The sequence below is a fragment of the Microbacterium sp. NPDC076895 genome (assembly GCF_040687115.1).
Taxonomy (GTDB): Bacteria; Actinomycetota; Actinomycetes; order Actinomycetales; family Microbacteriaceae; genus Microbacterium.
In genome coordinates this window covers 79,408-97,405 of sequence record NZ_JBFBMQ010000013.1, presented here as the reverse complement: position 1 = coordinate 97,405, position 17,998 = coordinate 79,408, and the positions used below count along the sequence as shown (strand labels likewise).

19 protein-coding genes are annotated in these 17,998 nt (G+C 67.0%); 11 read left to right on the top strand and 8 right to left on the bottom strand.

What is annotated here, in order from left to right:
• Positions 1-87 precede the first annotated feature (87 nt).
• From AB0O89_RS11850 to AB0O89_RS11835, 4 genes are read right to left on the bottom strand one after another with little or no spacing between them, the layout of a single operon-like run.
• Entirely contained in the window at positions 88-654 is a 567-nt protein-coding gene (locus AB0O89_RS11850) for a chemotaxis protein CheY (protein ID WP_363497763.1), read from the bottom strand.
• Positions 651-1,589 carry an NUDIX domain-containing protein gene (locus tag AB0O89_RS11845; protein WP_363497772.1) on the bottom strand — a complete coding sequence of 313 codons (939 nt, stop codon included), beginning with the start codon at positions 1,587-1,589 and terminating at the stop codon, positions 651-653. The genes AB0O89_RS11850 and AB0O89_RS11845 overlap by 4 nt, the downstream gene beginning before the upstream one ends.
• Positions 1,590-1,618: 29 nt before the next feature.
• Positions 1,619-3,784: an RNA degradosome polyphosphate kinase gene (locus AB0O89_RS11840; RefSeq protein WP_363497760.1), complete on the bottom strand. Its 2,166-nt coding sequence runs from the start codon at positions 3,782-3,784 to the stop codon at positions 1,619-1,621.
• A 50-nt stretch (positions 3,785-3,834) separates the two neighbouring features.
• Entirely contained in the window at positions 3,835-4,533 is a 699-nt protein-coding gene (locus AB0O89_RS11835; RefSeq protein ID WP_341579265.1) for a response regulator transcription factor, read from the bottom strand.
• 79 nt (positions 4,534-4,612) lie between these two features.
• Here AB0O89_RS11835 and AB0O89_RS11830 point away from each other — a divergent pair, with 79 nt between their 5' ends.
• From AB0O89_RS11830 to AB0O89_RS11815, 4 genes are all read left to right on the top strand, one after another.
• Positions 4,613-4,903, top strand: a complete 291-nt coding sequence (locus AB0O89_RS11830; protein ID WP_300590447.1) for a hypothetical protein — start codon at positions 4,613-4,615, stop codon at positions 4,901-4,903.
• A 164-nt stretch (positions 4,904-5,067) separates the two neighbouring features.
• Positions 5,068-5,679: an FABP family protein gene (locus AB0O89_RS11825; RefSeq protein ID WP_363497756.1), complete on the top strand. Its 612-nt coding sequence runs from the start codon at positions 5,068-5,070 to the stop codon at positions 5,677-5,679.
• Entirely contained in the window at positions 5,679-6,791 is a 1,113-nt protein-coding gene (locus AB0O89_RS11820; RefSeq protein WP_363497753.1) for a folate-binding protein, read from the top strand. The genes AB0O89_RS11825 and AB0O89_RS11820 overlap by 1 nt, the downstream gene beginning before the upstream one ends.
• On the top strand, positions 6,788-7,933 hold the full coding sequence (locus AB0O89_RS11815) for an FUSC family protein (RefSeq protein ID WP_363497750.1): 1,146 nt from the start codon (positions 6,788-6,790) through the stop codon (positions 7,931-7,933). The genes AB0O89_RS11820 and AB0O89_RS11815 overlap by 4 nt, the downstream gene beginning before the upstream one ends.
• A 14-nt stretch (positions 7,934-7,947) precedes the next feature.
• Here AB0O89_RS11815 and AB0O89_RS11810 read toward each other — a convergent pair whose 3' ends face one another.
• Positions 7,948-8,769: a class I SAM-dependent methyltransferase gene (locus AB0O89_RS11810; RefSeq protein ID WP_363497747.1), complete on the bottom strand. Its 822-nt coding sequence runs from the start codon at positions 8,767-8,769 to the stop codon at positions 7,948-7,950.
• A gap of 106 nt (positions 8,770-8,875) precedes the next feature.
• Between AB0O89_RS11810 and AB0O89_RS11805 the strand changes: the two genes are divergently transcribed.
• Positions 8,876-9,625, top strand: a complete 750-nt coding sequence (locus AB0O89_RS11805) for a phosphoglyceromutase (RefSeq protein ID WP_363497744.1) — start codon at positions 8,876-8,878, stop codon at positions 9,623-9,625.
• 75 nt (positions 9,626-9,700) lie between these two features.
• Here AB0O89_RS11805 and phoU read toward each other — a convergent pair whose 3' ends face one another.
• Positions 9,701-10,372: a phosphate signaling complex protein PhoU gene (phoU, locus tag AB0O89_RS11800; protein WP_363497741.1), complete on the bottom strand. Its 672-nt coding sequence runs from the start codon at positions 10,370-10,372 to the stop codon at positions 9,701-9,703.
• A 165-nt stretch (positions 10,373-10,537) separates the two neighbouring features.
• Between phoU and AB0O89_RS11795 the strand changes: the two genes are divergently transcribed.
• Positions 10,538-11,842, top strand: a complete 1,305-nt coding sequence (locus tag AB0O89_RS11795; protein ID WP_363497738.1) for an ATP-binding protein — start codon at positions 10,538-10,540, stop codon at positions 11,840-11,842.
• A complete protein-coding gene (locus AB0O89_RS11790; RefSeq protein WP_341579274.1) occupies positions 11,839-12,522 on the top strand; it encodes a response regulator transcription factor in 684 nt (227 codons plus the stop codon). Before AB0O89_RS11795 ends, AB0O89_RS11790 begins: the two co-directional genes overlap by 4 nt.
• 76 nt (positions 12,523-12,598) lie before the next feature.
• Here AB0O89_RS11790 and AB0O89_RS11785 read toward each other — a convergent pair whose 3' ends face one another.
• Complete coding sequence (locus AB0O89_RS11785; RefSeq protein ID WP_363497734.1) at positions 12,599-13,063, bottom strand: DNA modification methylase; 465 nt, start codon at positions 13,061-13,063, stop codon at positions 12,599-12,601.
• A 167-nt stretch (positions 13,064-13,230) separates the two neighbouring features.
• Between AB0O89_RS11785 and AB0O89_RS11780 the strand changes: the two genes are divergently transcribed.
• Together AB0O89_RS11780 and ispD are read left to right on the top strand one after the other, a co-directional pair.
• On the top strand, positions 13,231-13,713 hold the full coding sequence (locus AB0O89_RS11780; RefSeq protein ID WP_195692045.1) for a CarD family transcriptional regulator: 483 nt from the start codon (positions 13,231-13,233) through the stop codon (positions 13,711-13,713).
• A gap of 31 nt (positions 13,714-13,744) precedes the next feature.
• Positions 13,745-14,944 carry a 2-C-methyl-D-erythritol 4-phosphate cytidylyltransferase gene (gene ispD / locus AB0O89_RS11775; RefSeq protein ID WP_363497730.1) on the top strand — a complete coding sequence of 400 codons (1,200 nt, stop codon included), beginning with the start codon at positions 13,745-13,747 and terminating at the stop codon, positions 14,942-14,944.
• Between the two features lie 17 nt (positions 14,945-14,961).
• On the opposite strand, the gene AB0O89_RS11770 is transcribed toward ispD, so the two are convergent.
• Positions 14,962-15,438 carry a GNAT family N-acetyltransferase gene (locus tag AB0O89_RS11770; protein WP_363497727.1) on the bottom strand — a complete coding sequence of 159 codons (477 nt, stop codon included), beginning with the start codon at positions 15,436-15,438 and terminating at the stop codon, positions 14,962-14,964.
• A gap of 114 nt (positions 15,439-15,552) precedes the next feature.
• Between AB0O89_RS11770 and cysS the strand changes: the two genes are divergently transcribed.
• Together cysS and rlmB are read left to right on the top strand one after the other, a co-directional pair.
• Positions 15,553-16,986: a cysteine--tRNA ligase gene (cysS, locus tag AB0O89_RS11765; protein WP_363497724.1), complete on the top strand. Its 1,434-nt coding sequence runs from the start codon at positions 15,553-15,555 to the stop codon at positions 16,984-16,986.
• Positions 16,983-17,978, top strand: a complete 996-nt coding sequence (gene rlmB, locus AB0O89_RS11760) for a 23S rRNA (guanosine(2251)-2'-O)-methyltransferase RlmB (protein WP_363497721.1) — start codon at positions 16,983-16,985, stop codon at positions 17,976-17,978. The genes cysS and rlmB overlap by 4 nt, the downstream gene beginning before the upstream one ends.
• Positions 17,979-17,998: the final 20 nt, after the last annotated feature.

The following is a 17,998-nucleotide window of genomic DNA, read 5'->3' as shown; positions in this document are numbered from 1 at the left end:
GACACCGCCGACCCAACGAAAGAGCACCCGGAGCTCGATCACTCCGGGTGCTCTTTCCCCTGCCACTTGACAAGGATCAGTCACATATCAGCTGTCGGCAGGTTCAAGGTCGGCGAGCGCGGCACTGACGAGAACCCCCGGGGGTCCGTCGAGGTCCCAGCCGAAGATCGCGCGAGTGCGCCCCGGGACGCGGGCACGCCACGGCGCGCCGGTCTCATCGCCAGTGCCGTCAGTGCTGTCGGTGCCGGTCACCCGCACGAGCCCCGGTTCGACGCGCAGCCCCCGCCGATCGGCCTTCAGCGCGGCCTCTACGCGCACCCAGTCGCGCGTCGTGGCGGGGCGAGCACCGAGCACACCGGTCAGGCCCGTCCGGTCGCGCCGGGGGTCGACCTCGGGTTCGGCATCCACACCCACGGTCCCGGCGGCAGCGGGCGCCAGCGCCACCACCGCCCATGCTGCGGCGTAGGACACGCTCGCGGTCACCGCCGCGCCCTCGACCTCGAGGGGACCGTGGTCAGCGCCGCACCGCGGGCATCGGTTCGAGATCCGGATGCCGGGCTGACCGATCAGTTCTCGCACGAGCTGCCACGCGACCTCGCGGCGCAAGCGACGGTCCGGGGCCATTGCCCAACCGAGCCGGATCGGTCCGCTCACACGGAGGGCTGGTGCGTCTCGATCGCCACGATCCCTGAACCCGGATTGTCGGTCGACAGGTGCACGACCGAGAATCCGCCCGGTGACAGCCCTGACGCGTTGCCCAGGTGCGAACCCATCAACGACCCGGTTGCCATCGCGAGTTCCTGGATGATCTCGGGAAGCACGGGCCCGTGGCTGCAGAGCACCGCGGGCTTGCGGGAGCGGACCCGCGCTCCGACGACCGTACGGGCGTCTGTCGCGCCCTCCTCCCATGCGTCCTGACTGATCAGCGGCGAATAGTCGACACGGCGCCCGAGCGCGGCAGAAAGCGGCCCGACGGTCTTGGCGCACCGAACCGCGGGGCTCGACACGATCCGGCGCGCGCCGAACGCGAGAAGTGGCCCGACGAGGGCGTTGGCTTGCTTGCGTCCGCGAAGAGCCAGCGGGCGCGACGCATCCGATCCGTCCCACTCGTCGGCCGGCACGGCCTTGGCGTGGCGCAGCGCGATGATCGGGAAGGTGCGCAGCACATCCTTGTCGCGGATCTCGAGGAACTTGTCCAGGATCTCGACATCGACCGGATAGCTGAGCTTCGCGCGGGCCTTCTTCGCGGAGACCCATTCGAGCGCGGCGATCTCTTTGTTCGGGACGAACGACGAGGCCTTGATGGCGGCATCCGTGGCCTCTGCCGCCCAGTAGTGCACGACCTTGTTGCGCTTGGAGGGCATGTGGTACGTCGACACACCCACGGGGACCCCCAATGAGACGCGGATACCGGTCTCTTCGTGGATCTCGCGGACCGCGGTCTCGGCGAGGGTCTCGCCGGGATCGACTTTGCCCTTGGGCAGGGTGACGTCGCGGTACTGGGTTCGGTGGATCAGCAGGATGCGAAGCTTGCCCTCGACGAGGCGCCACAGCACGCCACCGGCTGCGTAAACGATGTTCTCTGACATGGTGGGGTCCGGAACGGTGAGAGTATCGGTCATCGTGTGGCTCGCGCCCGTCGCCGGCTCTGCACATCGGTCATGGTCAGGTCTTGCAGGTCGGCAAGCTGGTTGCCGTGTTCGTCGAGGTGGTGGCGCACCCACGTGCCCGTCTGGTCGAGCCACCAGGAGCTGGTGGCGTCGCTCATCGCGAGATCGAAGAACGTCATCAGCTGGCTGAGGTGGGTCGGGTCGGTCACCCGCACGAGCGCCTCGACCCGGCGGTCAAGGTTTCGGTGCATCATGTCGGCACTGCCGATGTAGATCTGCTCATCGCCGCCGTTATGGAACGCGAAGATCCGCGAGTGCTCGAGGTACCTGCCGAGGATGCTGCGCACCGTGATGTTCTCGCTCAGCCCCGGCACGCCCGGCCTGATCGAGCAGATACCGCGCACCCAGATCTCCACGGGAACGCCAGCCTGACTTGCGCGGTAGAGCGCGTCGATGATCTGCTCGTCGACCATCGAGTTGACCTTGATCCGGATGCGGGCGGGCTTGCCCTCAACAGCATTGCGACGCTCGGTCTCGATGAGGCGCAGCAGCCCCTTGCGCAGGTGCAGCGGCGCGACCAGCAGGCGCTTGAACTTCTTCTCGATCGCATAGCCAGAGAGCTCGTTGAACAGGCGCGTGAGGTCTCGCCCGACCTGCTCATCGGCCGTGAACAGCGCATAGTCCTCGTAGATCCGGCTGGTCTTGGGGTTGTAGTTGCCGGTGCCGATGTGGCAGTAGCTGCGGAGCGTCCCCTCCTCCTCGCGGATGACCAGGGCCAGCTTGCAATGGGTCTTGAGGCCGACCAGGCCGTACACGACGTGGACGCCGGCCTTCTCGAGCTTGCGCGCCCACACGATGTTCGCGGCTTCATCGAAGCGGGCCTTCACCTCGACGAGGGCGAGAACCTGCTTGCCGGCTTCGGCGGCGTCGATGAGTGACTGGATGATGGGACTGTCGCCCGACGTGCGATAGAGCGTCTGTTTGATCGCCAGGACCTGGGGATCCTTGGCCGCCTGATCGAGGAAGGCTTGGACGCTCGTCGCGAAGGACTCGTACGGGTGGTGGACCAGGACATCTCCGCTGCGGATGGCGCTGAAGATGTCGGAGCGCTCGTTGTTATCGCCGGGCTGGAACGCGATGGCCGTCGTGGGAAGGTGCGGCTTGTACTTGAGCTCGGGCCGGTTCAGGCGGCTCAGCCCGAACAGCCCCCGCAGGTCCAATGGCGCCGGAATCCGGTACACCTCTTGCTCGGTGATATCGAGCTCGCTGATCAGCAGCTTCAGGGTCAGCTCGTCCATGTCCTCGGTCACCTCGAGGCGGATCGGAGGGCCGAACCGGCGGCGCATGAGTTCTGCTTCGAGGGCTTGGATGAGGTTCTCGGTCTCGTCCTCTTCGATGACCATGTCTTCGTTGCGGGTGAGGCGGAACGCGTGGTGGTCGAGGACCTCCATCCCCGGGAACAGATCGCCGAGGTGGTTGGCGATGAGGTCTTCGAGCGCGAGGTAGCGCACGCGCTCGCCCTCGCGTGAGATCTCGACGAACCGGGGCAGCATCGGCGGCACCTTGAGACGCGCGAACTCCTGACGCCCCGTCCGCGCGTTGCGGATGCGGATCGCCAGGTTCAGCGAGAGGCCCGAGATGTATGGGAAGGGGTGGGCCGGGTCCACGGCCAGCGGCATGAGAACGGGAAAGACCTGGTCGTGGAAGTACTCGGAGAGGCGGGACCGCTCATCGTCACCGAGTGACGCGAACGAGACGAACTCGACCCCGGCCTCCGCGAGCGCCGGTGCGACCAGGCGGCTCCAGGCGTCAGCGTGGCGCAGCTGTAGCCGGTGTGCCTCTTCCGAGATGTCGGCGAGGGCGTCTTCGGGGGAGGTGCCGATGTTGGTGGGCACCGCAAGTCCGGTCACAATGCGGCGCTTGAGCCCCGCGACGCGGACCATGAAGAACTCGTCGAGGTTGCTCGCGAAGATCGCGAGGAAGTTCGCTCGCTCCAGCGGCGGCAGACCCGGATCCTCTGCCAGCTCAAGGACACGCTGATTGAACGCGAGCCAGCTCAGCTCACGATCCAGGAAGCGGTCAATGGGCAGGAGATCATCGGCGGCTGCCGCTGAGTCGAAGTCGTCGTCATCTTCGTCGCCGAGCCCGGTGTCGAGAACCTCGTGGTCGATCATGGTTCCATCCTGTCAGCGCTACGTGACTCGCGCGTGAACAGTTTTCGTCGTCAGGCGTCGGTGCGCTCGCGCGGCGGCGGCGGCGCGTCATCCTCGTAGACGTTGAAGCGGTATCCGACGTTGCGCACGGTGCCGATGAGTTGCTCGAGGTCGCCGAGCTTGGCCCGGAGCCGTCTGACGTGCACATCGACGGTTCGGGTGCCCCCGAAGTAGTCGTATCCCCACACCTCGCTGAGCAGCTGTTCGCGGGTGAAGACCCGCGACGGGTGGGTGGCGAAGAAGTGGAGGAGCTGGAACTCCTTGTAAGTCAGGTCGAGCGGGCGCCCGTGAACCTTGGCCGAGTATGACGACTCGTCGATCGTGATGCCCGAGGTCTGGATACGCGTGGAGACCTGTTCTTTGGCCATCCGGCCGATCGCCAGGCGTACCCGCGCATCGACTTCGGCCGGACCCGCGGTGACCAGGATGACGTCATCGACGCCCCAATCCGGCGAAACCGCCGTGAGGCCACCCTCGGTCACGATGAGGATGAGTGGGACATCCAGCCCCGTCGTGCCCAGGATCTTGCACAGTGACTTGGCCCCCACGAGGTCGGTGCGGGCATCCACGAAGACGATGTCGGCGCTGGGCGCATTCACCAGTTGGGCGGGTTCGGCGGGAATCTGCCGCGTGCGATGACTCAGCAGCTCGAGCGCGGGCAGGGCTGCTCCTCCGCCTGGGGCGGAACTCAGAACCAATAGCTGTGCCACGCTGACATCCTCCCGGTGCCGGAGGCGCACCGCGCCCCTCAGTTTAGGGTGTCCTCCGCACATAGGAGACAATGGGGCGATGGACCTGCCACCGCTTGCTCCACGCCGTGCCTTCGGCGGGATCGTCACTGTGTGGGTGGCCGCTGCGGTCGCCGGCACCATCATCGGCTTCTTTGTGCCTGCCGAGTGGCGAATCGCCTGGCTCGGCGTAGCTCTCGGGTTGTGTGTCGTGCTGGCCTTCGCGGTGCAGCTGGCCTATGGGCGGTCTCAGGCCTTCGTCGAGCGCGTCGCGCTGAGCACTCTGGGGGCGGCGGTCGTGCTCGGCGTGATCAGCCTCGGCTTCGGGCTCGCCTCGATCGTCCCGCAATGATCCTGAGCCGGGTGATCGCGGCGAATCCGGGATAGAGTGGGCCTATGGACCTGGTAGCGCTCGAACTCTTCTTCGTGGGCCTTCTTGCGCTCGCGTCGCTCGCGATCGTGTTCGTCTCGGGTGTCGTCGTGAAGAATCTGTACCGCGGCCAGCGCTGACGCGCCGTGATCGATCTTCCCACCGACCTCCCCGCCGAGCTTGCGCCACTGTCGTGGCTGGTGGGCGTATGGGAGGGCACCGGTGTCATCGACTACGACACCGACGGCACGCACTTCACCGGTGAGTTTCATCACCGGGTGAGTTTCAGCCACGACGGCGGCGACCATCTCAACTACTCGGCTCAGGCTTGGCTGCTGGATGCCGAGGATCCTGCCGGGCCACGGACAGCGCTCGTGAGCGAAACCGGATACTGGCGGTTGGCGATCCCCGCGACCGACGCCATGCCCGGGCCCGGCCTGCTTCCCGCCGCCGCCGGCGGCTCGCCGCTGACGGTCGACGATGTCGAGGCCCTCCGAACCCCCGAGGGAGGGTTCGAGATCGAGGTCTCGCTCGTGCACTCCGATGGCGTGTGCGAGCTCTATCTCGGGCAGATCCGCGGTCCCCGCATCGACATCGCCACGGATGCCGTCATCCGCACCGCATCGGCGAAGCCGTACTCCGCGGCGACCCGCATGTACGGGCTGGTCGATGCTCACCTGCTCTGGGCGTGGGATATTGCGGCACTCGGGGAAGCGCTCGCTTCCCACGCCTCGGCGCGACTCGCGAAGGTCGACTGATGGCATCCGCATTCGAGCGGGTACCCGGTGCTGTGGTCGAGGACGGCATCCTGATGCACGTCGGTAACCCCCTCGTCGAGCAGCGCCGACTCGTAAGGGGCGAGGCTGTCGCTCCGCTCGAGAACCGCTCAGTCGTCAGCGTCGCCGGACCCGACCGGCTCGCGTGGCTCGACTCGATCACTTCGCAGGCTGTCGCCGGGCTCGCGCCGGGAGAAAGCAGCGAGCTGCTCATTCTGGATCCGAACGGCCACATCGAGCACGCCGCCGGAATCGTCGACGACGGCGAGACCGCCTGGCTCCTGGTAGACACCGCGGATGCCGAACCGCTGGTGGCCTGGCTGACGAAGATGCGGTTCCGGATGCGGGTCGAGATCCGACTCGTCGATGAGGTATCCGTTATCGGTGCGGTCTCGCCCGACGCTGCCGGGCTCACGCCGTTCGCGCCCGCGGGGGTCCCTCTGGTCTGGCGTGACCCGTGGCCGGGAGTCACAGCAGGCGGATATGGGTACGCGGTCGGTGAGCATCCGGGGCAGGCGCGGGAGTGGGCAGAGATCGTCGTCGAGGCTTCCGAGCGCGACCGCATCGCGGAAGCTGCGGCGGCTGGCGATGTGGCGCTGGCCGGCGTGCTCGCCGTCGAGGCCCTGCGCATCGCCGCGTGGCGTCCGAGCTGGGGACGCGAGGTCGACGAGCGATCCCTGCCTCACGAACTGGACTGGCTGCGAACATCCGTGCACCTGAGCAAGGGGTGCTATCGCGGGCAAGAGACCGTCGCCAAGGTCCACAACCTCGGTCACCCTCCCCGACGCCTTGTGGCGGTCCACCTCGACGGTGCCGACAGCATCCTGCCGCCGCCGGGGTCCGAGGTTCGCGTCGCGGGTGGCGAGGTGGGTGTCCTCACCTCCGTGGCTCTTCATATGGATGACGGACCCATCGGATTGGCTCTCGTGAGGCGTACGACCCCCGACGGCGACGCGACTGTCGAGACGGCGGAGGGTGCCGTCTCCGCCCGGCTCGAGACGATCGTCCCACCCGAGGCCGGTGCTGCAGCATCCGTGCCCCGGCTGCCTCGGCTCTCCCGGCGCGCGAGCGCCGCAGCGCCGTCCGGGTCGTGAACGCCGGGCAAGACCCGGGCCCGTCACGGTCGGCGGCGCCCGACGAGACGGCGCCGTTGACGCTCCCGGTTCGCGTGCGCTGGTGGAGTAGGTTCAGCCCGCGACCGGGATGGATGCGGCTGCGTGCGTCATCCATCGCCATCGTCCAGATCGTGGTCGCGGCAACGGGCGCGTATGCCTTCGCGGTGTATGTGCTCGGACACCCCGCGCCGCTGCTTGCCGCGACCGTGACAGTCTCGAGCCTCGGGCTTGTGCGCGATGCGCGGCCGCGTCGCGTCCTCGAGACCGTCATCGGCATGATCATCGGCATCCTCGTAGCCGAGGTGCTGCTCCTCGTTGCCGGCAGCGGATGGTGGCAGCTGGGCCTCGCACTTGCCGCAACCCTTGCCGTCGCGCGCTTGCTCTCGCCCCAGCCGGGGTTTGCGATAGCTGCTGCTCTTCAGTCGCTCATCGTCATGATCGTCCCGACCAGTTCGCCGATGCTGCGGCTGATCGATGGAGTGGTCGGCGGAATTGCGGCACTGTTGGTGACAGCGCTCATCCCGCGCAGCCCGCAGCGCACGGAGGTCGCCTCCGGCGAGGTGCTCTTTACCCGCTTCCAGAGCGCCACCGAAACAATCATCCGTGCCCTGCGCCGCGGAGATCGCGTTCGCGCGCAGCGAGGCCTCGAGAAGGCGCGGGCCCTCCAGGCCGACATCGACGACTGGAAGCTGACGCTCGAATCGGGAATGGGGATTGCTCGCATCTCGCCGTTCCTGCGCTCGCAGCGGCATGAGATCGCGCGCCACCAGCGCATCTGGCAGGCGATGGACTTTGCCTGCCGCAACCTTCGGGTGATCGCTCGCCGAACGGTGTACCTCGTCGATGATCGGCAGCCCCGCCCCGTCGCTGCCGATCTGCTCGCTGACCTCGGCCGCGGGGCAGACCTCATCGCTCAGTCGATGCGTGACATTTCGCTGGAACCGGTCGCCCGTGAGGCACTTCGCGCTGTCGCGGTGCGGCTGGATCCTGCCACTGTCCTTCCCGATTCGACGCTCGGTGATCAGAACCTCATCGCAGCGCTTCGGCCCCTTGCCGTGGATCTGCTCACCGCTGCGGGCATGTCGGGCGAGGATGCCGCGCACGCCGTCCCACGCATCTGATTCGCCGGGTGGGCTCAGCGCGGTGCGACCGAGGCCCACGGGACGGTGACTTCGCCGAGCCGCCACCGATGGCGTCCGGTAAGCGGCCAGCCCGCGTCGAACATCGCCTGCAGGCTTGCGCGCCACCGTTGGACGGGCGAGAACGTCGACAGCGGCGCGGCGCGGTCCCACTCGCGCGTGAGATCTCCGAGGAAAGTGTGGATCCGCTCACCGGGGACGTTCCGGTGGATGAGGGCCTTCGGGAGCCGCTCGGCGGCGACCGCCGGTGAGTCGAGCCCCGCTAGGCGCAGCGACACCGTGAGGGAGCGAGGTGCGGCATCCGGCCCGACGACAACCCAGGTCATGACTCGCCCGATCTCATCACAGGTCCCTTCAACGAGCAGTCCGTTTGGCGCCAGGCGACCGGCCATGTGGGACCACGCCGCCGCGACCTCGGACTCGTCGTACTGGCGCAGGACGTTCAGGGCGCGGATGACGATCGGACGCCGGGGTGCGGGGATCTCGAAACCTCCTCGAGCGAACGAGACCCGGGTGTCAGGGTCAAAACTTGTGAGACCCGCGCGGACCGCCCGCAGTTGTTCGCGTGCCCGCTCGACGCGCTCCGGGTCGATCTCCAACCCCAAGACATCGATGTCGGGCCTGACCGGCGACAGGCGTGCCGCCAGCTCCAGCGTCGTGGTGCCGGTCGCGCCGTACCCGAGATCGACGACCAGTGGGTCGGATGCGACACGGAGCACCGGATGCCGCGCAATCCACCGGTCGACGCGACGCAGCCGATTCGTGCCCGTTGTCCCCCGCGTCGGGCGCCCGGTCGGCGCGGAGCGAGGAGAGGGCACGCCCCCATGATGCCAGCGCTGCGAGCGATCCCGGTGTGCAGCGAGGGGAGCTTTCACGGCCTACCTCGCAACCGCCGCGACACCGCGCCCCGATATCATGAGGGCCATGACCGAGCCATACACGTTGATCCTTCTCCGACACGGCCAGAGCGAGTGGAATGAGCTGAATCTCTTCACTGGATGGGTCGATGTGCGGCTCACTGAACAGGGGCAGGCCGAGGCTCGCCGGGGTGGCGAGTTGATGGCCGCGCAGGGCATCCTCCCCGACGTGCTGCACACGTCGCTGCTGAGCCGCGCCATCCAAACCGCCAACATCGCGCTGGATGCCGCCGACCGCCTGTGGATTCCCGTGAAGCGCACCTGGCGCCTCAATGAGCGTCACTACGGCGCGCTGCAGGGCAAGGACAAGGCGCAGACCCTCGAGGAGTTCGGACCCGAGCAGTTCATGCTGTGGCGCCGCTCGTTCGATGTGCCGCCGCCGCCGCTGGCCGATGACAGCGAGTTCAGCCAGGTCCACGATCCGCGCTATGCCGGAATCGATGGTGAGGTGCCCCGCACGGAGTCCCTCAAGCTCGTCATCGATCGCATGATGCCCTACTGGGAGAGCGACATCGCCGCCGACCTGCGTGCCGGCAAGACGGTGCTCGTGACCGCCCACGGCAATTCGCTGCGGGGCCTCGTCAAGCACCTCGACGGCATCAGCGACGCTGACATCGCCGAGCTCAACATTCCGACCGGCATTCCGCTGGTCTACAAGCTCGACGAGAACCTCGTCCCCCTCGGTCCTGGCGAGTACCTGGACCCCGAGGCCGCGGCTGCCGGTGCGGCTGCCGTCGCCGCCCAGGGCAAGAAGTAACCGACTGTCGTTGGAAACGAGAAGAGCGGATGCCTCGCGTGAGGCATCCGCTCTTCTCGTTCGTGCGGCGGGGAGTTACTCTCCAGCGCTGGCCCCGTCGCCGGCGTAGAACTCGCCACCTTCAGCCAGGTACTGCACCTTCTTGGCTACCGAGACGGCGTGGTCGACGAAACGTTCGTGATAGCGGCTCGCGAGGGTGGCATCCACCGTCTGTGCGGGCTCGCCCGACCAGCTGTCACTGAGGACCTTCTCGAACACACTGACGTGCAGATCGTCGACCTGGTCGTCGATGTCGCGGATCTGGTCGGCGAGGGCCAGATCCTCGGTGTCGAGGAGCTGCGTCAGCTTGCGGGCAGCTTCGACGTCGAGTTCGCCCATCTTCTGGAACGTCGACTTCAGACCTGAGGGGATGGCGCGCTCGGGGAAACGCAGGCGCGTCAGCTGAGCGATGTGCTCGGCAATGTCGCCCATGCGCTCGAGCGAGGCGCTCACCCGCAGAGCCATCACGACGATCCGCAGGTCACGGGCCACGGGCTGCTGGCGGGCCATGATCTCGATGGCGATCTCGTCAAGCTCGTGGGCCTTGTCGTCGATCTCGGCGTCGGCCGCGATCACTTCTTCGGCAAGGGCGACATCGCTGGTCTTGAACGCCGTTGTCGCCTTCTCGATCGCAGTGGTGACCATCCCGGAGATCTCGACGAGACGGTTCTGCACATCTTCGAGCGACTGGTGGAAGACTTCGCGCATTCCGATCCCTTTCGTGTGTTGTCGGCCGGCAGATGCCAGACGACCCAGTGATTCTCGCCACCGAAGGTTAACGGACAGTGCCGTCCCGGTGAATAGTGACGCGCCCGGGGTGGGCACGACCACCGCTCGCGATGGCGCCGTCCGGGCCGCCCGTACGCTGTTTCCATGCAACCTGCGCAGATCGCCCTTCTTGGCCTCCTGGTGGGGCTGCTGATCGGTGCAGGTCTGGCAACCGTCATCCTGTTGGCGCTACGGGCTCGGGAGCGCGCCGAGTACGGTGCCGACATGGACGTTCCCCAGGGAGCGCGGATGGTTCTGCAGGGACTTGACGATCCAGCGGTCGTCCTGGATTCGGCGGGCGTGATCATTGCGGCGTCGGCGTCCGCGGCGCCCTTCGAGCTGACCGAGGGGCGCCTCCTGCCGACCCCCGAGCTGCGCGGAGTCGCACGCCGAGTCAGCGATGCTGACGCCGCTTCCCATGCAACATTCCGCATTCGCCGGGGCACCGGGCCGGGAGAGTTGCGCCTGGTCACCGTGCGGGCAACGCCCCTCACTTCCCGGCTGATGCTGCTCGTCCTGCGCGATATCACCGAGAAAGAGCGCGTTGAGCAGATGCGGCGCGACTTCGTCTCCAACACGAGTCACGAGCTCAAGACTCCGGTGGGGGCAGTGAGCTTGCTGGCCGAGGCTATCGAATCGGCATCCGACGACCCCGCGCAGGTGCGGGTGTTCGCCTCCCGGCTCTCTGCCGAGGCGACGCGACTGGCCACTCTCACATCTCGCATCATGAACCTGTCACGCTTGCAGGCAGCAGATGAGCTCAACGATGAACGGGATGCCTCGATCGATGAGATCATCGCTTCTGCCGTGGAAGCCCACGCGATCCAGGCCGATTCCGCAGGAGTGCAACTCGTCCGCGGGGGCACGCGGGGACTGTTCGTCCGCGGCGATGCACAGGTCCTGAGCGAAGCCGTCGGCAACCTGATCGCCAACGCGATCGCCTACTCGCCCAAGGGATCGAGCGTCGGGATCGGGGTCAAAGCCGCCGACGGCGTGGTCGAGATCGCGGTCACTGACCGGGGTATCGGAATCTCCGAAGAAGACCAGGACCGTGTCTTCGAACGGTTCTACCGCGCAGATCAGGCGCGTTCGCGCCGCACCGGAGGAACGGGCCTGGGTCTGGCGATCGTCAAGCACGCCGTGCAGCGCCACGGCGGCGACGTTCGCCTCTGGTCACGCGAGGGCCGCGGCTCGACCTTCACGATTCGGCTTCCCCTGATCGATTCGCCGCTCGACGGGCCACCGCGCAAGCGCGCCCGCAAGGAGAAGAAGGTCAAGAAGAAGCAGAAGAAGCTGCTGGCTTCTGATGCCGTACTGACCACGAGCGGCGCCACCGCTGTGCTGAACGGAACGGCCGCGGCGGAGACAAACACCGCCGCGGTCCGAGAAGGAAATGGAGAAACCGCATGACTCGCGTGCTACTGGTGGAGGACGAGCCAGACCTCGCCGACCCGCTCGCTTATCTGCTGCGCCGTGAGGGATATGAGGTCGAGATCGCTGAAGACGGTCCCACGGCCCTGGCCTCGTTTCGCGAGCTGGGGGCGGACATCGTGCTGCTCGATCTCATGCTTCCCGGGATGCCCGGGACCGAGGTGTGTCGGCAGCTTCGTGCGTCGTCGTCCGTTCCGATCATCATGCTCACCGCAAAGGACTCCGAGGTCGACATTGTCGTGGGGCTCGAACTCGGCGCAGACGACTACGTGACCAAGCCTTATTCGGCCCGCGAACTCTTGGCTCGGATGCGAGCCGTGCTGCGTCGGCTGGCCACCGCGGAGGCTGACCTGGACGATCGCCTCCTCGAAGGCGGCCGCGTCACGCTCGACATCGACCGTCACACCGTTGCCGTTGACGGCAGTGAGATCAGCATGCCGTTGAAGGAATTCGAGCTCCTTGAGGTGCTCATGCGCAACGCGGGCCGGGTGCTCACACGCGGTCAGCTCATCGACCGCGTGTGGGGAACCGACTATTTCGGTGACACGAAGACCCTGGATGTTCACATCAAGCGCATCCGCTCACGCATCGAGAAGAATCCGAGCGACCCGACCATGCTCGTGACCGTCCGCGGGCTCGGCTATCGCTTCGAGTCCTGACTCGCGCCGGCGTCAGCAATAACGTCGGCCCCGCTCTCGAACAGAGGTGGGGCCGACGTGTGTCGTTCGGGAAGACTCAGGGAACGAAAGGCGCGAGGTACTCGAGTTCGCCGCCCAGAACCGGCACCGAGACAACGGACGTGACACCGTCGCCGGACTGGAAGGATGCCGAGAGTGTGGCTCCCGGGGGAGTGTTCAGCTCGCGGACCAGGATGGGGTCAGCATCCTCGCCGAGGCTCTTGACGGATCCTGCCGGGACGATGACCTGCTCGGTGACGCCATCGGCGAAGTCGATGTGCACGACGTAGGTCTCGTCAGTGTTGTTGATGAATGCGGCGAGGAAGTTACCTTCGGTGCCTTCGTCGTTGGCAACGATCACCGTGTTGCGAATCTGCACGGGACCCGACTCGTCGGGGACGTTGGTTCCTTCGGCTGCCGAATACTCGATCGTCGTCGCGTGTGCGGAGATCAGGCTGCATCCCGAGGTTCCGAGGACGAGGGCGGTGCCCACAACGAGCGACGCGATGAGGCGCGATTTCACGGATCCTCCTTGAGCGGATGACGGCTTCACGATGCATTCTACGGGGTTGCGACCCCTCGGCTTACGCCTCGCTGAAGCTACGGAAGGCCCGCGCGGGAGAGTGGGTGGCGAACTCTAGCGTATGCGCCCTGTGGTATTCTGGAGTTTGCCGAAAGGAACATAACTCCATGCTTTTTGAGGTTGGCGAGACGGTTGTCTACCCGCACCACGGGGCCGCAACAATCATCGAGGTCAAGGAACGCGTCATCAAAGGCGAGACCAAGAAGTACTTGAAACTCAACGTCACTCAAGGCGATCTGATCATCGAGGTCCCGGCGGAGAACGTCGACCTGGTCGGCGTCCGTGATGTGATCGGCAAGGACGGTCTCGAGCGCGTCTTCGATGTTTTGCGCGCCCCGTTCACCGAGGAGCCCACGAACTGGTCGCGCCGCTACAAGGCGAACCTCGAGAAGCTTGCGTCGGGTGATGTCATCAAGGTGAGCGAGGTCGTGCGCGACCTGTGGCGCCGTGATCAGGACCGCGGGCTTTCGGCCGGTGAGAAGCGCATGCTGGCCAAGGCCAAGCAGATCCTGATCTCCGAGCTGGCTCTGGCTGAGAAGACCGACGAAGAGAAGGCAAGCGTCCTGCTCGACGAGGTTCTCGCCTCCTGAGCGTGTGGTGCCGCGTTGTAGCGTGGCATCCGTGAGCATCATCCCGGTTCCCCGCGTCGCCGTCATCGTCGTCGCTGCCGGATCGGGTACCCGGCTCGACGCCGGCGTGCCCAAGGCCTTCGTTGGGCTCGACGACCACACGATCCTGCGCCATTGTCTGCGCGGCATCTTCGCGGCGCCACCGATGCAGGTCATCGTTGTCGCGCCCAGCGGTCGCGAGGGCGATGCGCTGACGGATGCCGAGGAAGCCGCTGGAGAACGGCGAGACCTCCTGACCGTCGTTGCCGGCGGCGCCACCAGGCAGGCATCCGTGGCTGCTGGCCTTGCTGCGCTCTGGGGAGACATCGAGTATGTCCTCGTGCACGACGCTGCGCGGGCTCTCACACCACCCGACGTCTTCGAGCGGGTGATCGGTGCACTTGAGGCCGGCGCTGCCGGAGTCGTCCCGGTCATGCCCGTCGTCGACACGATCCGGCAGATGGATGGGGACGCCATCGTCGGCGTCGTCGACAGGTCGAGCCTCACTGCCGCGCAGACGCCGCAGGGGTTTGCGCGCAGCATTCTTGAGAGCGCCTACACCGCTGCCGACCGCGAGTACACGGATGACGCGGCGGTTGTGGCCGCGGCCGGGCACGCGATCACGACGGTTCCCGGGGACGCTATCGCGTTCAAGATCACGACCCCCGCCGACCTTGACCGTGCGCGAGCCCTCGTGTCGCCCCTGCCACGCGCTTCGTCACCGTTGGGCAATCTGCCGCTTCCGCGCGTGGGCATCGGAACCGATGTCCACGCCGTCGGCGGTGACGGATCCCTGTGGCTCGCCGGGCTGGAGTGGCCGGGAGAGCAGGCCTTGTCAGGGCACTCAGACGGAGACGCGGTGGCTCACGCGATCGTCGATGCGCTGCTGGCGGCGGCCGGGCTCGGCGACATCGGCACCCACTTCGGCACCGACCGTCCGGAATACGACGGAGCCCACGCTGAAGCCTTCCTGGGCCGGACGCTCGCACTGCTCGGCGAGGCGGGGTACCGGGTCGGTAACGTCTCGGTGCAGGTTCAGGCGCGCAGGCCCCGGTTTGCCGGGCGGCGTGCCGAGGCTGAGGCTGTGCTCTCCCGAGCTCTCGGCGGTGCGCCAGTGTCGGTCTCGGCCACAACCACTGACGGGCTCGGCTTCACCGGGACCGGCGAGGGCGTGGCGGCGTTCGCCGTGGCACTGGTGGTTCCGGCGCGCTAGACCGACGCCATCCGTCGCTACAGCTTCTTCGTCATGAAGACGGAGTAGGGATCGAGCACATAGCTGCCGAACGGCTCGCAGCGAACGAAGCCCGCAGATTCATACAGGCGCTGGGCCGCAAGAAACTCCGGTGTCGAGCCCGTCTCGAGCCACAGCGACGACATTCCGACCTGGCGCGCCCGGCCGATCAGGTGCTCCAGCATCGCGCGCCCAATACCCTCGCCCCGGTGGCTGTCTGCGACACGCATCGACTTGAGCTCGCCATTGGTTGCGTCGAGCTGCGCAAGGGCGCCGACGCCGGCAAGTTCGCCGTCGACCCACGCTGACCACACCTGGACGGAGGGCTGCTGTAGCCCGCTGAGATCCAGAGCGTGGCAACTCTCTTCGGGAGAGATCGAGCGCATGTCCGACAGGTGAGCTGCGATCAACGCCCGGGTCGGCTCGCCGCTGAGGTCATCGAGGCGGATCTCGAGCGCTGCGCGGGAGGAAGTCACGTCCACAGTTCTACCTCAGATCACAGCCTGTCCGGCGTGGTGGCTGCGGTCAGCGGGAGGTCACCGGGAGGCCACCGGGGCGGTTTCCGAGGGCCTCGCCGGTAGGCTGAAGGGATGACGGATGCGGTGACGGCTGAGGGGCGGGGTGCCCTGCAGCTCTACGACACCCGCGCCCAGCAGCTCCGCGTTTTCACGCCGCTGGATCCGGGCAACGTCACGGTCTACGTGTGCGGGCCCACCGTGCAGTCCGGGCCGCACATCGGCCACCTTCGCGGCGCACTCGCCTTCGACATCCTGCGGCGCTGGCTGACCCAGCGCCACGGCCGCGTGACCTTCGTGCGCAACGTCACCGACATCGACGACAAGGTGCTGGCCAACGCTACCGACTCCGAACCGTGGTGGGCGCTCGCCTACCGGGTCGAGCGGGAGTTCGCCGCCGCTTACGCTGCGATCGGCATCCTCCCGCCGACGTACGAGCCGCGGGCCACTGGATCCATCCCGCAGATGATCGCGCTCATCGACCAGCTGATCAGTGCGGGTCACGCCTACGCGGCTGAGCCCGGATCTGATGCTGCTGGAGACGTGTACTTCGATGTGCGCTCGTGGACTGCGTATGGAGAGCTGACGCGCCAGTCGATCGATGACATGGCGCCGGCTGTCGATGCCGACCCACGGGGTAAGCGCGACGTGCGCGACTTCGCGCTGTGGAAGGGCGCGAAGCCGGACGAACCCGGGGATGCGACGTGGGACTCCCCGTGGGGGAGAGGTCGTCCGGGCTGGCACATCGAGTGCTCGGCCATGGCGCGCCGCTACCTCGGCGACCAGTTCGACATCCATGGCGGTGGCCTTGACCTGCGCTTCCCGCACCACGAGAACGAACTCGCCCAGTCCAGCGCAGCAGGCGACGGATTCGCCCGCTACTGGGTGCACAACGGACTGGTCACGGTCGAGGGTCAGAAGATGTCCAAGTCGCTGGGGAATTTCGTGCTGGCGCGGGATGTCTTGGACGAGCACGATCCCCTCGTCGTGCGCTACGCCCTGGCTGCCGCCCACTATCGCTCGAACCTCGATCTCTCGCCCAAGTCCTTCGACGAGGCCGAGGCGGCTCTTGACCGCATCCGTACCTTCCTTGAGCGGGTGGGGCGGCACGGTGACTATGGCCGGTTCTCGTACGGTAACGACGCGTTCGCGGCGGCGATGGATGACGACCTCGGCGTTCCGCAGGCCCTTGCCGTCGTCCACGAGCGAGTCCGCGAGGGCAACACCGCCCTCGACGCCGGCGACACCGAAACGGCACGAGCGCTGGCGGGAGAGGTTGCCACTCTGACCGGCATCCTCGGACTCAACCCTCTTGACCCGCAGTGGGCATCGAGTTCGGGTGCGGAGGCGCCTGCGCTGGACGCTCTGCTGCAAGAACTCATCGAGCAGCGCGCTCGCGCGCGCGCAGAGAAAGACTGGGCCGCGGCTGACCGCATCCGCGACGCGATCGCGGCTGCCGGGGTCACCCTCGAAGACGGGCCCGACGGAACGCATTGGAGTATCGCATGAGCAAGCCAGGGCGCCCCGGCGCGCGCAAGTCCACCAAGAAGGGTGCAACCAAAGGCACCGGTGGGCTGGGCCGCAAGTCGCTCGAGGGCAAGGGTCCGACTCCCAAAGCCGAGGACCGCAGCTGGCACGTTGCCGGCAAGCGGAAGGCTGCGCAGGAGCGCTACGCCGCTGCCGGGGGCACGGGGCGACCCGGAGCGCGGGCCGCGGGCTCGAACCCGAACCGCGGTGGTCGGCCAAAGCAGAACGACGACACCGAGACCGTGACCGGTCGCAACTCCGTCCTCGAGGCGCTGCGCGCTCGCATCCCCGCTACCGCGTTCTACATCGCCCAGCGTGTGGAGATGGATGACCGCGTCAAAGAGATGCTCTCGATCGCGGCGCACCGAGAGATTCCCGTGCTCGAGGTCACGAGGCCCGAGCTCGATCGAATGGCGGGCTTTGACGGCGTGCACCAGGGGGTGGCCCTCAAGGTGCCGCCCTACGAGTACGCGCACCCGCAGGACCTGCTGGAGAAGGTGATCGGCACGGGCCAGGTGCCGCTGCTGGTCGCGCTGGACGGCGTCACCGATCCGCGAAACCTCGGCGCCATCATCCGTTCGACCGCAGCTTTCGGCGGTCAGGGTGTCATCATCCCGCAGCGCCGCTCGGCCGGGGTCAACTCGGCGGCGTGGAAGACCTCGGCGGGAGCTGCAGCCCGTATTCCGGTGGCCATCGCCCCGAACCTCACGACAACGCTCAAGGAGTTCAAGAAGCAGGGCGTATTCGTGCTCGGCCTCGATGGCGACGGCGACGTGTCTCTTCCCGCGCTCGAGCTCGCCGATCGTCCCGTCGTGATCGTCGTCGGCTCGGAAGGCAAGGGGCTCTCGCGACTCGTGACCGAGACGTGCGACCAGATCGTCTCGATCCCGATCTCGGCAGCTACCGAGTCCCTGAACGCTGGAATCGCGGCATCCGTCGCGCTGTACCAGGTATCGACCCTGCGGGCCGAATAGGCAGGGCCGAACGAACTCAG